The sequence below is a fragment of the Haloterrigena gelatinilytica genome (assembly GCF_013342145.1).
Classification (GTDB): domain Archaea; phylum Halobacteriota; class Halobacteria; order Halobacteriales; family Natrialbaceae; genus Haloterrigena; species Haloterrigena gelatinilytica.
Genome location: NZ_JABUQZ010000001.1, coordinates 2,006,881 through 2,024,819 on the forward strand (window position 1 = coordinate 2,006,881; position 17,939 = coordinate 2,024,819).

General features: G+C 66.8%; 16 protein-coding genes. 12 read left to right on the forward strand and 4 right to left on the reverse strand.

Annotation, left to right across the window (positions count from 1 at the left end; translation table 11 throughout):
- Positions 1 to 22: 22 nt before the first annotated feature.
- From HTZ84_RS10200 to HTZ84_RS10225, 6 genes are all read left to right on the forward strand, one after another.
- Complete coding sequence (locus HTZ84_RS10200) at positions 23 to 331, forward strand: transcription factor S (RefSeq protein WP_174680576.1); 309 nt, start codon at positions 23 to 25, stop codon at positions 329 to 331.
- 127 nt (positions 332 to 458) lie between these two features.
- Positions 459 to 770: a DUF7518 family protein gene (locus HTZ84_RS10205; protein ID WP_174680577.1), complete on the forward strand. Its 312-nt coding sequence runs from the start codon at positions 459 to 461 to the stop codon at positions 768 to 770.
- Positions 771 to 853: 83 nt separating this feature from the next.
- On the forward strand, positions 854 to 4,444 hold the full coding sequence (smc, locus tag HTZ84_RS10210; RefSeq protein ID WP_174680578.1) for a chromosome segregation protein SMC: 3,591 nt from the start codon (positions 854 to 856) through the stop codon (positions 4,442 to 4,444).
- A 187-nt stretch (positions 4,445 to 4,631) separates the two neighbouring features.
- On the forward strand, positions 4,632 to 5,795 hold the full coding sequence (locus HTZ84_RS10215) for a segregation and condensation protein A (RefSeq protein WP_174682566.1): 1,164 nt from the start codon (positions 4,632 to 4,634) through the stop codon (positions 5,793 to 5,795).
- Positions 5,796 to 5,872: 77 nt separating this feature from the next.
- Positions 5,873 to 6,625 (forward strand): hypothetical protein, encoded by a 753-nt coding sequence (locus HTZ84_RS10220; RefSeq protein ID WP_174680579.1) that lies wholly within the window; start codon positions 5,873 to 5,875, stop codon positions 6,623 to 6,625.
- Between the two features lie 103 nt (positions 6,626 to 6,728).
- Positions 6,729 to 8,174 carry an MATE family efflux transporter gene (locus HTZ84_RS10225; protein ID WP_174680580.1) on the forward strand — a complete coding sequence of 482 codons (1,446 nt, stop codon included), beginning with the start codon at positions 6,729 to 6,731 and terminating at the stop codon, positions 8,172 to 8,174.
- A 21-nt stretch (positions 8,175 to 8,195) separates the two neighbouring features.
- Here the strand turns inward: HTZ84_RS10225 and HTZ84_RS10230 are convergent, their stop codons facing one another.
- Positions 8,196 to 8,921 (reverse strand): sporulation protein, encoded by a 726-nt coding sequence (locus HTZ84_RS10230; RefSeq protein WP_174680581.1) that lies wholly within the window; start codon positions 8,919 to 8,921, stop codon positions 8,196 to 8,198.
- A 268-nt stretch (positions 8,922 to 9,189) separates the two neighbouring features.
- Here HTZ84_RS10230 and HTZ84_RS10235 point away from each other — a divergent pair, with 268 nt between their 5' ends.
- A complete protein-coding gene (locus HTZ84_RS10235; RefSeq protein ID WP_008896581.1) occupies positions 9,190 to 9,378 on the forward strand; it encodes a hypothetical protein in 189 nt (62 codons plus the stop codon).
- 143 nt (positions 9,379 to 9,521) lie between these two features.
- Positions 9,522 to 10,145, forward strand: coding sequence for a class I SAM-dependent methyltransferase (locus HTZ84_RS10240; RefSeq protein ID WP_174680582.1), 624 nt, complete (start codon positions 9,522 to 9,524; stop codon positions 10,143 to 10,145).
- Between the two features lie 18 nt (positions 10,146 to 10,163).
- Here HTZ84_RS10240 and HTZ84_RS10245 read toward each other — a convergent pair whose 3' ends face one another.
- Positions 10,164 to 10,862 carry a phosphoribosyltransferase gene (locus HTZ84_RS10245; protein WP_174680583.1) on the reverse strand — a complete coding sequence of 233 codons (699 nt, stop codon included), beginning with the start codon at positions 10,860 to 10,862 and terminating at the stop codon, positions 10,164 to 10,166.
- 121 nt (positions 10,863 to 10,983) lie between these two features.
- Positions 10,984 to 11,277, reverse strand: a complete 294-nt coding sequence (locus HTZ84_RS10250) for a HalOD1 output domain-containing protein (protein WP_174680584.1) — start codon at positions 11,275 to 11,277, stop codon at positions 10,984 to 10,986.
- Positions 11,278 to 11,542: 265 nt separating this feature from the next.
- On the opposite strand from HTZ84_RS10250, the gene thiC reads away from it, so the two are divergent.
- Both thiC and HTZ84_RS10260 read left to right on the forward strand, forming a co-directional pair.
- Positions 11,543 to 12,985, forward strand: a complete 1,443-nt coding sequence (gene thiC / locus HTZ84_RS10255; protein WP_174680585.1) for a phosphomethylpyrimidine synthase ThiC — start codon at positions 11,543 to 11,545, stop codon at positions 12,983 to 12,985.
- Positions 12,986 to 13,079: 94 nt separating this feature from the next.
- Positions 13,080 to 13,979, forward strand: a complete 900-nt coding sequence (locus HTZ84_RS10260) for a PhzF family phenazine biosynthesis protein (protein WP_174680586.1) — start codon at positions 13,080 to 13,082, stop codon at positions 13,977 to 13,979.
- 93 nt (positions 13,980 to 14,072) lie between these two features.
- Here the strand turns inward: HTZ84_RS10260 and HTZ84_RS10265 are convergent, their stop codons facing one another.
- On the reverse strand, positions 14,073 to 14,795 hold the full coding sequence (locus HTZ84_RS10265; RefSeq protein ID WP_174680587.1) for a helix-turn-helix domain-containing protein: 723 nt from the start codon (positions 14,793 to 14,795) through the stop codon (positions 14,073 to 14,075).
- Between the two features lie 181 nt (positions 14,796 to 14,976).
- On the opposite strand from HTZ84_RS10265, the gene HTZ84_RS10270 reads away from it, so the two are divergent.
- Together HTZ84_RS10270 and HTZ84_RS10275 are read left to right on the forward strand one after the other, a co-directional pair.
- The gene (locus HTZ84_RS10270; protein ID WP_174680588.1) at positions 14,977 to 15,834 is read left to right on the forward strand and encodes an SDR family NAD(P)-dependent oxidoreductase; all 858 of its coding nucleotides are present in this window, start codon (positions 14,977 to 14,979) and stop codon (positions 15,832 to 15,834) included.
- A gap of 2 nt (positions 15,835 to 15,836) precedes the next feature.
- Entirely contained in the window at positions 15,837 to 17,912 is a 2,076-nt protein-coding gene (locus tag HTZ84_RS10275; protein WP_174680589.1) for an AMP-binding protein, read from the forward strand.
- The last annotated feature ends 27 nt before the right edge of the window (positions 17,913 to 17,939 follow it).

Below are 17,939 nucleotides of genomic sequence, written 5' to 3' on the forward strand. Positions count from 1 at the left end.
GGCCGACGTATCCCGGACAACGATGGAATTTTGTGACGAATGCGGTTCGATGATGAAAGCCGACGACGGCCGCTGGAAGTGCGGGAGCTGTGGCTACACGGAGCCGAAAGGCGACGCGGATCAGTACGTCGTGACCGACAGCCAGGAGGCCAGCGAGATCATCGAGTCCTCCGGCGAGACCTCGCTGCCCGAGACCGACGCCCACTGTCCCGAGTGCGGTAACGACCGCGCCCACTGGTACATGCAACAGATCCGCTCGGCCGACGAGTCCGAGACGCGATTCTTCATCTGTACCGAATGCGAGCACAAGTGGCGCGAAGACGATAACTGAGCGCCGCCGGCCGCCCCGGCGTCGTCGGCTCGTTGCGCGGCCCGACGGTCGCGACCGTTCGGAAAGTACCAGAACGACTAGTATTGTCTGACGTACGTTTATGTGTCCAGACAGACCCCTAGAGGGTATGCCGAATAACCGCGTCGAAGAGCTCGAATCGACGGTTGCGGAACTCGAGTCGACGGTGGAGGGACTGACGGACGAACTGATCGAAGCCAAGGAGCGCATTCGCGTTCTCGAGGCCGAACTCGACGCCGAGACGCCGACGCGCGTTCCCGATCGGCGCGCCACCGAGGGCGAAAGCGAGCCGGACGTCGACGTGACCGCGGAGGCCGAACCGGACGAGGTCGCCGAGGCCGCAGCCGACGCCGAGGCGGACGACGAGACGACGACCGACGAAGCGGAAGACTCAGGTAGCGACGATATTATTGTCGCATAACCGCGTGGTCACGGCTCGGTCGCACCGATATCGCGACCGTAGCGACCACGATTCCCCGCAGGGATGGAGGGCGCGCTAAGAGAATGTATATCAAGGCACTCGTTCTGGACAATTTCAAGAGCTTCGGCCGAAAGACGAAAATTCCGTTCTACGAGGATTTCACGGTTATCACGGGCCCGAACGGCTCGGGCAAGTCGAACATCATCGACGCCGTCCTCTTCGCGCTCGGACTGGCCCGCACCCGCGGGATCCGGGCGGAGAAGCTGACCGATCTCATCTACAATCCCGGTCACGACGACGGCGAGAACTCCGGCGGGCCCCGGGAGGCGACCGTCGAGGTCATCCTCGATAATTCCGACGAGACGCTCACCCGTTCGCAGGTCGTCAACGCCGCCGGGAGCGAGGACGTCGGCGACGTCGACGAGATCCGCATCCGCCGCCGGGTCAAGGAGACCGAGGACAACTACTACTCCTACTACTACCTCAACGATCGCGCGGTCAACCTCTCGGACATTCAGGACCTCCTCGCGCAGGCGGGCGTCACGCCGGAGGGGTACAACGTCGTCATGCAGGGCGACGTCACCGAGATCATCAACATGACGCCCCACGCCCGCCGGGAGATCATCGACGAGATCGCGGGCGTCGCCGAGTTCGACGCGAAGAAGGAGGACGCCTTCGAGGAACTCGAGGTCGTCGAGGAACGCATCGACGAGGCCGAGTTGCGGATCGAAGAGAAACGCGACCGCTTAGACCAGCTCGCCGACGAGCGCCGGCAGGCCATGCGCTACCGCCGCCTGCGCCGCGAGAAGGAGGAGTACGAGGGCTACAAGAAGGCCAGCGAACTCGAGGAGAAACGCGACGAGCTCGCCGACGCCGAGGAGACGGCCGCCGAACTCGAGGACGAACTCGAGGAGTTCCAGCGCGAACTCGACGAGCGCCAGGGAACGGTCGTCCGCCTCCAGGAAGATCTGGAGGATCTCAACGCGGAAATCGAGCGCAAGGGCGAGGACGAACAGCTCCGGATCAAAAGCGAGATCGAGGAGATCAAAGGCGAGATCTCCCGGTTCGAGGACAAGATCGAGGCCAGCGAGGCGGCCATCGAGGAGGCCGAATCGAACCGCCGCGAGGCGTTCGTCGAGATCGACCGCAAGCAGGAACAGATCGACGACCTCGAGGACGAGATGCGCGAGCACAAACTCGAGAAGGCCTCCCTCAAGAGCGAAATTCAGGACCGGGAGGCCGAGCGCGACGAACTCGAGGCCGAGATCGAGGCCGTCGACACCGAGTTCGACGAGCTGAAGGCCGAACTCGCCGAGCGTAAGGAGGAACTCGAGGAAGCGAAGACCGAGAAGAACGACCTCCAGCGCGAGCAGGACCGCCTGCTCGACGAGGCCCGGCGCCGCTCGACCGAAATCGAGGAGAAGGAGGCGGCGATCGAGGACAAACGCGAGGAGATCCCCGAGATCGAGAGCCGGCGCAGCGATCTCGAGCGGGAACTCGAGAAGGCCGAGAAGAACCGCGAGAACATCGCGGGCGTCGTCGACGACCTCAAAAGCGAGAAGCGCCGCATCCAGTCCGACGTCGACGAACTGGACGACGAGATTCAGGCCAAACAGCAGGAGTACGCCGAACTCGAGGCCAACGCGGGCGAGAGCGGCGACACCTCCTTCGGCCGCGCGGTGACGACGATCCTCAACGCGGGGATCAACGGCGTCCACGGCGCCGTCGCCCAGCTGGGGTCGGTGCCGGGCGAGTTCGCCGTCGCCTGCGAGACCGCGGCGGGCGGGCGCCTCGCGAACGTGGTCGTCGACGACGACGTCGTCGGCCAGCAGTGTATCGACCACCTCAAGTCCCGCAACGCGGGGCGGGCGACGTTCCTCCCGCTGACCGACATGAGCCAGCGCCGACTGCCGTCGGCGCCGAGCGATCCGGGCGTCGTCGACTTCGCGTACAACCTCGTCGACTTCGACGACCAGTTCGCCGGCGTCTTCTCGTACGTGCTCGGCGACACTCTCGTGGTCGAGGACTTAGAGACGGCCCGCTCGTACATGGGCGACTACCGCATGGTCACCCTCGACGGCGACTTAGTCGAGAAGAGCGGCGCGATGACCGGCGGCTCCGGCAGCGGCTCGCGCTACTCCTTTACCGGCGGCGGCGAGGGCCAACTCGAGCGCGTCGCCAAGCAGATCACCGAACTCCAGGAGGAGCGCGAGTCCCTCCGCGAGGAGCTGCGGGACGTCGAGGAGCGACTGGACGACGCCCGCGACCGCAAGACCGACGCGACCGACGAGGTGCGCTCGATCGAGAACGAACGCGAGAACCTCGCGGAGAAGCGCGAAACCATCGAGGCCGAGATCGAGGCCCTCGAGGACGACCTCGACGAACTGGAGGACGAACGCGAGTCCGTCGACGAGCGGATGACCGAAATCTCCGGGGAGATCGAGGAGAAGACCGCCGCGGTCGAGGAGATCGAGGCCGACATCGAGGAGCTCGAGACGGAGCTCGAGGACTCGAAGATCCCCGAACTCACCGCCCAGATCGAGGCCCTCGAGGCCGAGATCGACGACCGCGAGGACCAGATCGCCGACCTCGACAGCAAGCTCAACGAGCTGAGCTTGGAGAAGGAGTACGCCGAGGACGCCATCGAGGACCGCCACGACGAGATCGAGGCGGCCCAGAACCGCAAGGCCGAACACGAGGAGCAGATCGAGGCGTTCGAAGAGCAGATCGAGGCGAAGGAAGCGAAACTCGAGGACAAACGCGAGGCCGTCGCGGAGTTAGAGGAGGAGCTCACCGAACTCAAGGAAGAGCGCAGCGAGCTCAAGGACGAACTCGCCGACGCGCGGGCCGAACGCGACCGGCAACAGGATCGGGTCAACGCCGTCGAGAGCAAACTCGAGGACTGTCGCAACCGCGTCGGCGACCTCGAGTGGGAGATCGAGAGCCTCGAATCGGAGGTCGGCGACTACGATCCCGAGGACGTCCCCGACCACGAGACCGTCCTCGAGATGATCGACCTCCTGCAAGCGGACATGGAGGCGATGGAGCCGGTGAACATGCTCGCGATCGACGAGTACGACGAGGTCAAAAGCGACCTCGAGGAACTCGAGGACGCGAAGGCGACGCTGGTCGAGGAGGCGGAGGGGATCCGCGACCGGATCGAACAGTACGAGACCCAGAAGAAGGCGACGTTCATGGACTCCTACGACGAGATCGCCGCGCAGTTTACGGAGATCTTCGAGAAGCTCTCGGAGGGGACCGGCACGCTGCACCTAGAGGACGAGGAGGACCCCTTCGACGGCGGGCTGACGATGAAGGCCCAGCCGGGCGACAAGCCCATTCAGCGACTGGACGCGATGTCCGGCGGCGAGAAGTCCCTGACCGCGCTGGCCTTCATCTTCGCGATCCAGCGGCACAACCCGGCGCCGTTCTACGCCTTAGACGAGGTCGACGCCTTCCTCGACGCCGTCAACGCCGAGCGCATCGGCGAGATGGTCGACGAACTCGCCGACGAGGCCCAGTTCGTCGTCGTCTCCCACCGCTCGGCGATGCTCGACCGTTCCGAGCGGGCGATCGGCGTCACGATGCAACAGGACAACGTCAGCGCCGTCACCGGGATCGACCTGAGCGACGGCGCCGACGCGAGCGGTGAGGAGGTGCCTGTTAGTGACTAGCGAGCCGCCACGCGGCTCGGAGAATGTGAGCGCTGAAGGCGCGAGCAGGGAGTCGCGAAGCGACTCCGAGAAACCGAGCGAGGAACGAAGTGATCCGCGAGGTAGCGAGCCGCCACGCGGCTCGGAGAATGTGAGCGATGCGAGGCGCGACCGAAGTGAGGGCCTCGAGAACGCGAACGGTGAAACCGTGAGCGCCGAAGGCGCGAGCAGGGAGTCGCGAAGCGACTCCGAGAAACCGAGCGGGGAGCGGAACGGCCCGCGAGGCGGTGATCGCGACGAGTTCTATACGGACGGGGGACGGGACGACATCCCCCTGAACATCACCGGACACGAGGAGAGGGAGCCGCCTGACGGCGGCTCCGAACAGTCGAGCGGTGACCGGAGGGAACCGGGAGACCGCGAGCGGCCCGGGGACTCGAGTGCGGATGCTGCCCCTCGAGACGCCGACGCCGAGTCGTCGGTCCTCGAGTTCTCGGAGGACGAGACGACGGACGCCGAGGTCGACGCCGACGCGGACGAAGCGGGCGACGACGCGGACGACGAAGTCGAGCCCGTCGAGTTGCTGGTGCAACTCGCCAAGGACGGCGAGATCGACCCGTGGGACATCGACGTCGTGCAGGTGACGGACAAGTTCCTCGAGGCGTTAGACGACGCCGACCTGCGAACCTCGGGGCGGGCGCTGTTCTACGCGAGCGTCCTCCTGCGGATGAAAAGCGACGAACTGTTCGCCACCGACGAGCCCGAGGAGGAGGAACTGCCGCCGTGGGAGGCCCCCTTCGCCGACGAGGGGGCGATGGAGCCCGAGGGCGACGACGGCGGCGCGCACCCGCCGGGGTTCGACCCCGTCGAGAGCCTCGAGGCGGAGATGGAACGGCGCCTCGAGCGCAAGCAGGCTCGCGGCAAGCCCGAGACGCTGGACGAACTCGTCCGGGAACTGCGGTCGGCCGAACGCGACTCCTGGTGGAAGGAATCGCGCAGTTACGACACGAGCGAGTCGCCCCAGGGGTACGACCGGGGCGTCCAGGAACTCGACTACCACGCCAACGACGACTTCCGGGTCGACGACGAGCCGACCAGCGACGACGTCACCCACACGACCCACGAGGAGGACATCGAGGCCGTCATCGACGACGTCGAGGCCGAACTCGAGGCCCAGTACGAAGCGGGCCGCGAGGAGGTGCTCTACGCCGAAATCGAGGCCGTCGGCGGGACGCGCGTGATGACCTACCTGGCGCTGCTCTTTCTCGCCCACCGCGGCCGGATCCGTCTCGAGCAGGACGAACTGTTCGGCGACCTCTGGATCCAGAACGCCGCCGCGGAGACGGACGCGAACGAAGCGATCGCCGACTGAGTCCGCCGCGCCGCTCGTGACACCGCGGTGACTGATTGCCACAAACGTTTACCAGTCGCTGTCCGAACGTCGAGTCGATGGAACGGCCCGACGACGCAGCGATCCGCATCCACGTCGAGATATTCGCGCTGATACGGCGACTGCTCCCCGTCGCGATCCTCGTCGGTTCGTTCGCCGGGCCGATGGCCGTCGCCGAACCGCGCGTCGCGATGTGGTACTCGGCTGTCCTGTTCTGCGTGAGTCTGTTCGTCCTCTGGACGCTCGAGGGGCTCCCGCTGTATCCGGCCCACACGTTCGGGCTCGAGTACCGCTTCGAGGACCGTCCGCTCGAGTCCGGGACCCAGCGCTGCGTCCACTGCGAGCGCGTCATCGACGACGGCGTGCACCGTCGCTACGCTCGACAGGTCGTCGTTCTGGGCGTCCCGTTCTACACGCTCGCGTGGGGCAGCAACGACATCTGTCGGGACTGTCTCGGTATCGGGGCGGGCGCGGGGCGCGCTCCCGGGTGGACCCAGCAACCGGACGCCGGCCGCGCCCGTCACACGGTCGGCGACGCCGGACGCGGACCCGCCCGTCACACGGTCGGCGACGCCGGACGCGGACCCGGATACGGACCGGAATCGGAGTACGACTCGGTGACGGTCGAAGCCACCGCGTCGCGGGCGGACTCGACGTCGACCGACGGCGCCGCGACGGCCGACGAGACCGACCCGAACGACTGGCGGCGCGACGACGCCGGTCCCGGAACCGAAATCGCCCGGCGCGTCGATCTGAACGACCGGACGGCCGCGCTCGAGGTCAAACGCGCCTTCGAGGACGGCCGGCCGTAAGTCGGAGCGGGTGCAGGATGGCGACCGACGGATCGACGCTGATCGTGCTCGAAGGTATCACACCTCGCGAATGATAAAGTAACTCGAAAGCTTGTTGTAAGGTATGTCCTCCGGCCCGGCGCCGGACGCGAGCAACCTCACCGACGGGTCGCTCGTCCGGCCGATGTTCGAACTGGCGTGGCCGCTCGTGGTCATCCAGTTGTTGCAGGTCACCTACAACGTCGGCGACACCTTCTGGCTCGGCGCGCTCTCGCCCGACGCCGTCGGCGCGGTGAGCCTCGCCTTTCCGCTCCTCTTTCTGGTGATCTCCGTCGGCGGCGGCTTCACGACCGCGGGCTCGATCCTGCTCGCCCAGCACACCGGCGCCGAGAGCGGCGAGGGCGGCCTGATCGCCGGCCAGACGATCTCGTTTATCTCGCTCGTCGCGGTCGCGCTCGGCATCGTCGGCTTCCTCGCGACGGACTCGATGCTGGCCGCGTTGCCCGCCGATCCTGAGACCCAGACCGCGATCATCCCGCTGGCCGCCGACTACCTGCGCATCTTCTTCCTCGGGATCCCCTTCGTGTTCGGCTTCTTCGTCTTCGCCGCGCTCATGCGGGGGTACGGCAACACCCGCGCGCCGATGCGGGTGATGGTCGTCAGCGTCCTGCTCAACCTCGTCATCGATCCGCTGTTGATCTTCGGCGTCGGGCCGCTGCCCAGCCTCGGGATCGCCGGCGCGGCCGTCGCGACCGTCATCTCGCGGGGGCTGGCGACGGCCATCGGCTTCTACCTGCTGTACTTCGGCGACGTCGGCCCGGAGATCCGCCCGGAACACCTCCGGCCCCGGCTCGAGTACGTCGCCGAGATCGTTCGGCTGGGCGTCCCGACCGCACTCGAGCAGTCGATGTCGGCGCTGGCGCTGGTGGCGATGACGGCGATGGTCGTCACCTTCCAGCCGGCGGTCGTCGCGGCCTACGGACTGGGCAATCGGCTGATCTCGCTGGCCTTCCTGCCGGCGATGGGGATGGGACAGGCGACGGACTCGATCGTCGGCCAGAACCTGGGCGCGGGGAAGGGCAACCGCGCCGAGAGAGCGACGCGGATCGCCGGCGGCACCATCGCGGGGATCATGGCCGTCGCGGCGCTGCTGGCCGCGCTCTTCCCGGAACCGTTCGTCTCGGTGTTCGTGACTGCCGAGGAGGCGGGTCGCGCGGAGACGATCGCCTACGGCTCCACCTACCTCCGGTTCGCCGCGGTCGGCTTCGTCTTCATGGGCGTCATGCAGGTCGTGCTGGGCGCCTTCCGCGGCGCCGGCAACACGAAGACCGCGCTGGTCTTCTCCGTGCTGGGGCTGTGGCTCGTCCGCGTGCCCGTGACCTACGCCCTGCTGTTCGTCGCCGAGTGGGGGCCGCGGGGGATCTGGACCGGCGTCGTCGCCGGCGACATCGTCGGCGCTATCGCCGCCGTCGCGTGGTTCTCGCGAGGCACGTGGAAGGGATCGCTGATCGACGAGGACGAACCGGGCGAGGCGGCGGACGGGACGGCCCGAGCGACCGACGCCGAGTGAGCGCTCGACGCTACGGACGCCTCAGAGATTGCGCTCGATCGTCGAGCGCAGCCGGCGTTCGAGGTCGGTCGTCGTCGCGTCGAGCGAGAGGCGCTCGTGGCTCTCGTCGGCGTCGAAGTGTTCGGCCAGCAGGCCGCCGCGGCGGTCGACCTCGACCAGCAGGTCGAAGTCGTCGCCCTCCGGCAGCGGAACGATCTCGAGTTCGTCCAGCTCGCCGGCGAACGGACCCGATCGGGGGACGAACTCGAACTCCTGGACGAACCGGTGGTTCGAGAACAGCGACTCGCTGGCCTCGCAGTTTGCAGTTCGGAGCGTGAATCCGAGCGACTCGACGGCGTCGAACAGCGTCCGCCGGAGCGGATCCGGCTCGATTTCGACGGGATCGGTGTCGTCCGGATCGACGGCCCAGTCGATGTCGAGGCCGGTGTCGAGCCAGACCTCCGTCTTTCCCATCGTCACGGGCGTGTGGTAGGGCACGTCGATCGACACGGAGAACGACCTGTCCTCGCCGGGTTCGATCGTGAACGGATCCGCGATGCGGAACGAATCGATCGTCCCCGTCCGCGCGCTCTCGTCGGTCTCGTAGCGCGTCTCGAGCGCGAAGTAGATGCCGTCGACTTCCTGCGCGTCGTTTCCGCCGGTGACGTCGACGCGCGCGTCGACGGTTTGGCCCGCGGTGAGCGTCGTCGGAAGGATCGTATCGACCGTTGCAGCCCCGATACCGAGGCTCGAGAGGAGACGTTTCATACGCCGACTACGTCACAGTCGATTGATATCTACCTTCCCATCGCGACGCGTCTCGCGGCGGCGACTGCGCTCGCGCCGGGCGCCGCCGCATCGGTCGCGTCGGGACGACCGTCGCGCGTCGTGATCTGTCGTCGGCCGGTGACTAGATAATCGGGAGGAAGCTCCCGGACGGGAGCCGAACACCCCACCGTCGATGACAAGCCAGTGTGACTGTATGCCAAACCCTTTTGGAAAACGGCTCAAGCGATCACGCGGTGAACGGGTGGATATGCTCACGAACAGGGAGCCGACCGAGACCGACGGCCTGAAACAGTTCCTGGTGCAGTGTGAGGGCTGTTCGTTCGAACACGCGGCCGACGACCGCGACGAAGCGATGGCGATCGGCACCGACCACCAGCGGGAGACGCGACACGAGGTCGTCGCCCTCGAGGTGCCGCCGGCGCTCCGACGGGCGTAGGCGGCGTCAGGACTGCGATCAACTGATCGGCGCTCGGCCGCGGTTACGGGACCGCAGCGAACGGCGACGAGGGTGTCTCGAGGGACGCGTCCGTCGGCGTCCGGCACGACGATTGAAGGGGGAGGACTCGGAATCCCTCGTCGATGGTCGACAAGGACGTCGTCCGCCGGGGATACGACGAACTGGCGGAAACGTACGCCGCCGAACGGTCAGAGACGGATCGCGAGCGGGCGGCCCTCGAGGCGTTTTTCGAATCGCTGCCGGCGTCGCCGACGCTTCTCGACGCCGGTTGCGGGCAGGGGACACCGGTTCTGCGGCGGGGAAGCGAGGACGGAGGCGCAGCGGCTGTCGGCGTCGATTTCTCTCGGGAGCAACTCGAACTGGCAGCGGCGAACGCACCGATAGCGTCGCTCGTTCGGGGGGACCTGACGGATCTGCCCGTTCGCGACGGGACCTTCGATGCCGTAATCGCCCTCCACTCCCTGATTCACGTGCCCGTCGACGACCACCGGACGGTCCTCGAGGAGTTCGCGCGGGTCCTGCGGCCCGGCGGGCGGGTGCTGGTCTCCGAGGGACTGGAGGAGTGGCGCGGCGAGAACCCTGACTGGCTCGAGACCGGGGTCGAAATGCAGTGGCACGTGGCCGGTGCGGCGACGCGAACGCAGTTGCGCGAAACGGGGTTCGAAATCGTCGACGAGCGAGGAGTCTCCGGGACGCTCCGCGAGGACGAACGCTGGGTATACGTCGCGGGGCGACTCGAGAAGTAGGCGGACTCGACGGCTCGCTCAGTCGGCGGCCAGCGTCCACTCGCCCGGGCCGGCCGACTCGAGGACGTCGCGTCGCTCCATCTCGGTCAGCACCTCGGGGATGCGGTCGGGCTGGGCGATTTCCATCTCGATGCGGTCGATCCCGTGGAACTCGGCGAGATAGTGTCGGATCTCCTCCTGGGTGAACGACTCCTGATCGGCCTGCTCCATGACGCTGGAGACGAGGTCGACCATGTCCTCGATGAAGTTCCAGGGGTAGACGATCCAGGTCCACTCCTCTAAGTGTTCGCCGACGTAGTCGGGCTGGTACTCGCTGGTGCCGAGCAACTGCAGCGTCGCCGTGCGGACCTCGCCGGCGTCGCGGTCGGTGACGTACTCGTAGGCGCGCTCGATGGAGCCGCCGGTGTCGGCGATGTCGTCGATGATCAGCACGTCCTTCCCCTCGACGCTGCCCTCGGGCATCGGGTACCGAACGGACGGCTCGTCGCTCTTCTCGGCGGCCCCGACGTAGTGTTCCATCTTCAGGCTCGTCAGATCGTCCAGTCCGAGGAAATCACAGAGACACCGACCCGCGAACCAGCCGCCCCGGGCCAGCGCGACGACGACATCCGGGTCGAACTCGTCGTCGCGGACCTCGTCGCTGACGTCGCGACAGAGGCCGTAGATGTACTCCCAGGTAGTGATCGTACAGTCGAAGTCGTCCGGTAAGTCGGACATCGTGTTTCAGGACGTACCACGGATCAACGCCGCTTAAACGATGCGTATTCGGACGATTCGCGCCGGTCGTTAGCACGCGCCTCGAGGACAGTTCCCCCCGGACGGACCGCTCGTCGACCGATTACTCGAGCGAGACCGTGACGGCCGGCCCGCCGTCGACGGTAACGTCGAACCCGTTGTAGGAAAACGAAACGCGTCGCGTCGCCCCCGGTTGCGACGACTCGAACGTCGCGTCGAGCGCGTCGGGTTCGATCGCGTCGTACAGCGGCGGGAGCGCCGTGGGATCGGTTTCCGACGCGGATGCGACGGCATCGACCACGGCGAGCGACGGCGCCTTCTCTGGCGAGAAGACGTACGTCTGCTCGTTCGTCGAACTGTTCCCCCCGATATCGTTTCGATGGTGTTCCGTCGCCATGAATTGCCTTGGCGAGAAGCCAACATCGTACTATAAAAAACCACGTGAATCCGAGTTAACCGTAACTATCGTTCATCGCCATCTCAGCGTCGCTATCTGACAGTTAGCGCTTCGGACTGCTGCGTTCGGTCGGACGAACGACCGACGTAGCGGAGGTGGTCCCTCGTATCGTGCGGACGGCGATTCCCGTCGTCTCTCGGGTCACGTTCGAAGGGAAGTTCCCAGCGCAAGCGCTATATAACTCGATGATACAACCTAGTTATCGATGGCGCGAACCCAGATCGAAGCCGCCCGCGAGGGGACGGTCACCGACGCGATGGAACGAGTCGCCGAGCGCGAGAACCGCGACCCGGAGTTCGTCCGAAAGCGGGTCGCCGACGGACAGGCAGTGATTCCGGCGAACGTCAACCACGAGTCGCTCGACCCGATGATCATCGGCCGCGAGTTCGCGACGAAGGTCAACGCGAACATCGGCAACAGCGAGGAGACCAGCGACCTCGAGACGGAACTCGAGAAGCTCCACACCGCGGTCCACTACGGCGCGGACACGGTGATGGACCTCGGCACCGGGAGCGACTTAGACGAGATTCGGGAGACCCACGTCGAACACTCGCCGGTGCCCCTCGGAACGGTGCCGCTGTACGAAGCCGTCAAGCGAGCCGGAGGACCCGAGGAGCTTACCAAAGACCTGCTGCTCGAGGTCATCGAGAAACAGGCCGAGCAGGGCGTCGACTACATGACGATCCACGCCGGCATCCTCGCCGAACACCTGCCGCTGACCGACGGCCGGAAGACGGGCATCGTCTCGCGGGGCGGGTCGATCATGGCCTCGTGGATGGAGTCCCACGGCGAGCAGAACCCGCTCTTTCAGGTGTACGACGAGATCTGCGAGATCTTCGCCGAACACGACGTCACCTTCAGCCTCGGCGACAGCCTCCGGCCGGGCTGTCTGGCCGACGCCTGCGACGAGGCCCAGTACGCGGAGCTCGACACGCTCGGCGAACTCACCCGCCGCGCTTGGGAGTACGACGTCCAGGTGATGGTCGAGGGGCCGGGTCACGTCCCCATGCACAAGGTCGCGGAGAACGTCGAGCGCCAACAGGAGGTCTGTGACGGCGCTCCCTTCTACGTCCTCGGCCCGCTGGTGACCGACGTCGCACCGGGCTACGACCACATCACGAGCGCCATCGGCGCCGCGATGGCCGCGCAAGCGGGGGCGGCGATGCTCTGTTACGTCACGCCCAAAGAGCACCTCGGCCTGCCCGACGAGGAGGACGTCCGCGACGGCCTCGCGGCCTACCGGATCGCGGCCCACGCGGGCGACGTCGGCAACGAACGGCCGGGCGCACGCGACTGGGACGACGCCCTCTCGGAGGCCCGCTACGAGTTCGACTGGCGCGAGCAGTTCGGCCTCGCGCTCGATCCCGACCGCGCCCGCGAGTACCACGACCAGACGCTGCCCGGCGACAACTACAAGGAGGCCCGCTTCTGCTCGATGTGCGGCGCCGAGTTCTGCTCGATGCGGATCGATCAGGACGCCCGTGAGGGCGGGGAGATGGCGTCGCTGACGAGCGACGAGGACGGCGGCACCGACCTCGAGTCCTCGCCGGCCGCCGAGGTCAACCGACCGCCCGTGGGGACCCACGAGTCCGGCGAGTCGCCGTCGGTCGACGACGGCGAGCGGGTCGAGCAGCCGGGCGACGACTGAGCGACCGCTCCGCTCGAGCGGAGGGGTGACGACCGGCTCGAGGCGTCGTGACGATGACCGAGGATTGATACGTTGCTCGGCCCACCACCGTCGTATGGACACGATTCGGACCCTGCAGGTCGACGCCTTCACGGACGAGCCGCTGGCCGGGAACCCGGCCGGCGTCGTCCCCGACGCGGACGGGCTCTCGGACGACCAGATGCAGTCGATCGCCGCCGAACTGGCCGTCAGCGAGACGGCGTTCCTCCGCTCGAGCGACGCGGCCGACTACCGGATTCGCTACTTCACGCCGACCCAGGAGGTCGACCTCTGCGGCCACGCGACGATCGGCTCGTTCGCCCACCTCCGCGACGAGGGCCTCGAGGCCGGCACCTACGCGCTCGAGACGAACGTCGGGGAACTCGAGATCGGGGTGGACGCGGACGGAACGGTCTGGATGACTCAGGACGAGCCCCGCATCCGCGAGGTCGACGTCGGCTACGAGCGGGTCGCCGACGCGCTGGGCGTCGACGCGGCCGCCCTCGAGGGGGCGAGCGACGATATCCCGCTGGCGGTCTCCTCGACGGGCCTCCCCTTCCTGATCGCGCCGATCACGTACCTCTCGGATCTCGGGAGCGCCGAGCCCGATATGCGGGCGATCGAGGAACTCACGGACGAGGTCGACGCGACCGGTGTCTACCTCTTCACGTTCGACGCGCTCGGCCGGGAGTCGACCCTGCACGGCCGGATGTTCGCGCCCGGGGCCGGCGTGCCCGAGGACCCCGTCACCGGCACCGCCAGCGGCGCCGTCGGCGCCTACCTCGACCGATTCGGCGCGTTCGACGACGACTTCCCGGAGGAACTGCGCCTCGAGCAGGGCCACTACGTCGACCGGCCCGGGCAGGTCCGCGTTCGGATCGGCGAGGACGTCCGCGTCGGCGGTCGCGGCGTGACGGTCCTCGACGGCTCGCTGGTCGTCCCCGAGGACGACGAGGACGACATCCTCGAGGCCTGAACGGAGCGGAAGCCGGTCGTCGACTCTCTCGCGACCGACGGTCATCGCCGCGCCCGCGCTGCGTTCCCGCGACCGACGTTCGACGGACCGGAGTCAGCGCGTCTGCGTCGCCGTCTCGTCCATGTTCTCGAGCGCCGACAGCGCCGCCTGCAGGACCTTGCGTTCGCTCCGCCGGAGGTTCATCGAGACGGCCGTCTTCGAGACGTCGAAGTGGTTCGAGAGCTCCTCGAGGGTCGTCGCCCGGGGCGTCTCGTAGTAGCCCTCCCGGGCGGCCGTCTCGAAGGTCTCGCGTTCGGTGTCGGTCAGCGACCGACAGCCCTCGAGCAGGCGGAGCGCGCTGTCGGAGTTCTCGAGGAGGTCGAACAGTTCCGTCGGACCGAACTGGTCGCGGTCCGCGACGGTGTAGTCGTTGTGGCGCTCGAGTTCGGCTAAGGCGTGATCCTCGTCGGCGTCGTCGTCGAAGCCGACGTGCCACCGCTCGTGGCCGTCCTCGATGTGGAAGGGGCCGGTGATGTAGCCGCCGTTTCGCTGGATCGTCCGCATCGCGTTGGTCTCCTCGATCGTCGTCCCGATCTCGGCGACGTTCTCCCGCTTCGAGAGGATGTAACACTCTCGCATGTTCGGGTGATCTCGAAGCGCGTGGAGGCCGTCCTCGAGGGCGCCCGTCGACTCCCCCCGCGCGATGAGTCGGGTCTCGAGTTGCTCGTCGTCGGTATCGAGTTGCCACTGGACGGCCGAGAAGGCGATCTCGACATCGTCGGTCGTGTCGATGAACGGGCAGTCGTACTGTCGCATATCGATATCGAGATCGATCATTGCTAGCGAGTGAACCACACACGGAGTATTAATATCTACCACTCGTTCGCGAGCGCAACCCACTCGAAATCGGAGATTACCGATCGAAACCGGTGACGTCGCGTCGATCGGCGCGCCGTCCGAACGCCCGTTGATATGTTAACGCGCGTCTTTTAGCGCGTTCCGAGGGTAGCCATACGAAATGTCACAGGACCAGGTGACGCCACCGACCGTGACCGCCGAGGAGATTCACCGGATCGACGACGACGCCTTTACCGACCGCAACGTCTGTCTCGTGACCGGCGCCGGGTCCGGAATCGGTCGCGCGACCGCGCTCGCCGCCGCCGGGAACGGCCTCACCGTCGCGGCGACGGACATCGACGAGGACGGCCTCGCCGGGACCGTCGACCGGGGCGAGGAACTCGGCCTCGAGGGCGAGATCACGTCGATCGTCGGCGATCTGACCGAGGACGACGACTTAGAGCGGATCGTCGACGAGGCGGCCGAGCTGGGCGACGTGAAGTACCTCGCCAACGTCGCCGGGATGCAACACATCGACTCGATCGAGAACTTCCCGATGGAGACCTACGACACGATGCACCGGATCATGCTCCGGGCGCCGCTGTACCTCTCGAAGCTCTGCATTCCGCACTTCCGGGAGACCGAGGACGGGCGGGGCTGCGTCGGCAACATGGGCTCGGTCCACGGCCACTACGTCACCAGCGACAAGGTCGGTTACAACGTCTCGAAGTTCGGTCTGCGCGGCCTGACACAGTCGATCGCCGCAGAGGGCGAGGGGGAGATCCGCGCCTACTCGATCAGCACGGGCTACGTGAAGACGCCGCTGGTGACCGACCAGCTCGAGGACACCGCCGAGCAGCGCGGGATCTCGGTCGACGAGGTGATCGAGGACGTCATGCTCGGCCAGTCCCGGGTCAAGGAGATGATGGAACCGATCGACGTCGCCAACCTCTTCCTGCTCGGCTTCTCGGATCTCGGCCGGCACCTGGACGGCGGCGACCTGTTGTTTGATGGTGGCATGACCCTTACCTACGAGTAACAATGTCCGACGCAACAGATCCGGCGCTCGAGGACGTCGACGAGATCGTCCACGACCCGAGCCGGGAGTTCGTCGAGTCGACGAACGTCTACGACTTCATGGAGACGTACGGGATCGACGACTACGACGAGCTCATCGAGCGGACGACGAGCGAGGTCGACGGCGAACCCGAGAGCGGCGTCGACTGGTTCTGGGACGAACTCGTCGACTACCTCGGGATCGAGTTCTACGAGGAGTACGACGCGGTGAGAGACGACGGCGAGGCGCGAAGCGCCTCGGAAGCGAGCGGTGAAACCGCGAGCCGTGGTGGTCCGCAGTTCACCGACTGGTACCCCGGCGGCGAGATCAATATCGCCCACAACGTCCTCGACCGCCACGCCGCGGTCGACGAGGAGCGACGCAACACGGTCGCGACCATCTGGGAGAGCGAGGACGGCGAGATCCGGGAGGTGACCTATCACGAACTCCGGCGACAGTCGAACATGGTCGCCAACGCCCTCGAGGAACGCGGCGTCGAGACCGGCGACACCGTCGGGCTCTACATGCCGATGGTGCCCGAGGTCGTCTCGATTCTGTACGGCTGTTTCAAGGTGGGCGCGATCGCGGTGCCCATCTTCTCGGGCTTCGGCGTCGACGCGGCCGCGACTCGGATCGCGGACTCGGAGTGCTCGGTGCTCTTTACGGGCGACGGCTTCTACCGCCGCGGCGATCCCGTCTTCCTCAAGTCCGCCGCCGACGAGGCAATCGAGGAGGCCGGGCACGTCGAGCACACGATCGTCTTCGACCGGCTGGGATCCAGTGACCGCCACAGCGAACACGAGATCCCCTGGAGCGACGACCGCGACGAGTGGTGGGACGACGCCGTCGAAACGGCCGACGACGAGTACGAGACGAAGGCGCTCGACTCGAGCCAGGAGTCGATGCTCCTCTACTCGTCGGGCACGACGGGCAAGCCGAAGGGGATCGTCCACACCCACGCGGGCGTGCAGGTCCAGTGCGCCAAGGAGGTCTACTTCGGGATGGACCTCGAGCCCGCCGACCGGTTCTTCTGGGTCTCGGACATCGGCTGGATGATGGGGCCGTGGACGCTCATCGGCACCCACACCTTCGGCGGCACCGTCTTCATGTACGAGGGCGCGCCCGACCACCCCGAACCGGATCGCTTCTGGGAGATGATCGACCGCCACAAGTTGACGCAGTTCGGCATCTCGCCGACCGCGATCCGGGCGCTACGGAAGCACGGGGACGAGTGGCTCGAGGGGCACGACCTCTCGTCGCTCCGGCTGTTGGGGTCGACGGGCGAGCCCTGGGATCCCGAATCGTGGCGCTGGTTCTACGAGAACGTCGGCAACGGCGAGGCGCCGATCATCAACATCTCCGGCGGCACCGAAATCTGCGGCTGCTTCCTGATGCCGATGCCGACTCAGCCGCTGAAGCCCTGCACGCTGGGCGGACCCGGATTGGGCATGGACATCGACATCGTCGATCGCGACGGGAACTCCGTCCGGGAGGACAACCAGCGGGGGTTCCTCGTCGCGCGTGACTCCTGTCCGTCGATGACGAAGTCGCTGTGGTCGGGCGACGAGCGCTACCTGAACGAGTACTGGTCGACCTTCGAGGACCCGCCGATGTGGAACCACGGCGACTGGGCCCAGAAGGACGAGGACGGCTTCTGGTTCCTCCACGGCCGGGCCGACGACGCGCTGAACGTCGCCGGCCGCAAGGTCGGCCCCGCCGAAGTCGAGGGCGCGCTCATCGACCACGAGGCCGTCAACCAGGCCGCCGCCATCGGCGCCCCCGACGAGACGACGGGAACGGCGGTCGTCACCTACGTCATCCTCGAGGACGGCCGGGAGGAATCGGACGACCTCAAGGCGGAACTGCGGGCGCAGGTCGGCGAGGAACTTGGCAAACCGTTCCGTCCGCGCGAGATCCTGTTCGTCGACGACCTCCCGAAGACCCAATCGGGCAAGATCATCCGCCGGGCCATCGAGGCCACGTATACGGGCGAGGATCTCGGCGACATGAGCAGCATCGAGAACCCCGAGGCGCTCGAGGAACTCGAGGCGGCCAGATAGCGCCGGGTCGCTCGGCTCCCGACGAGG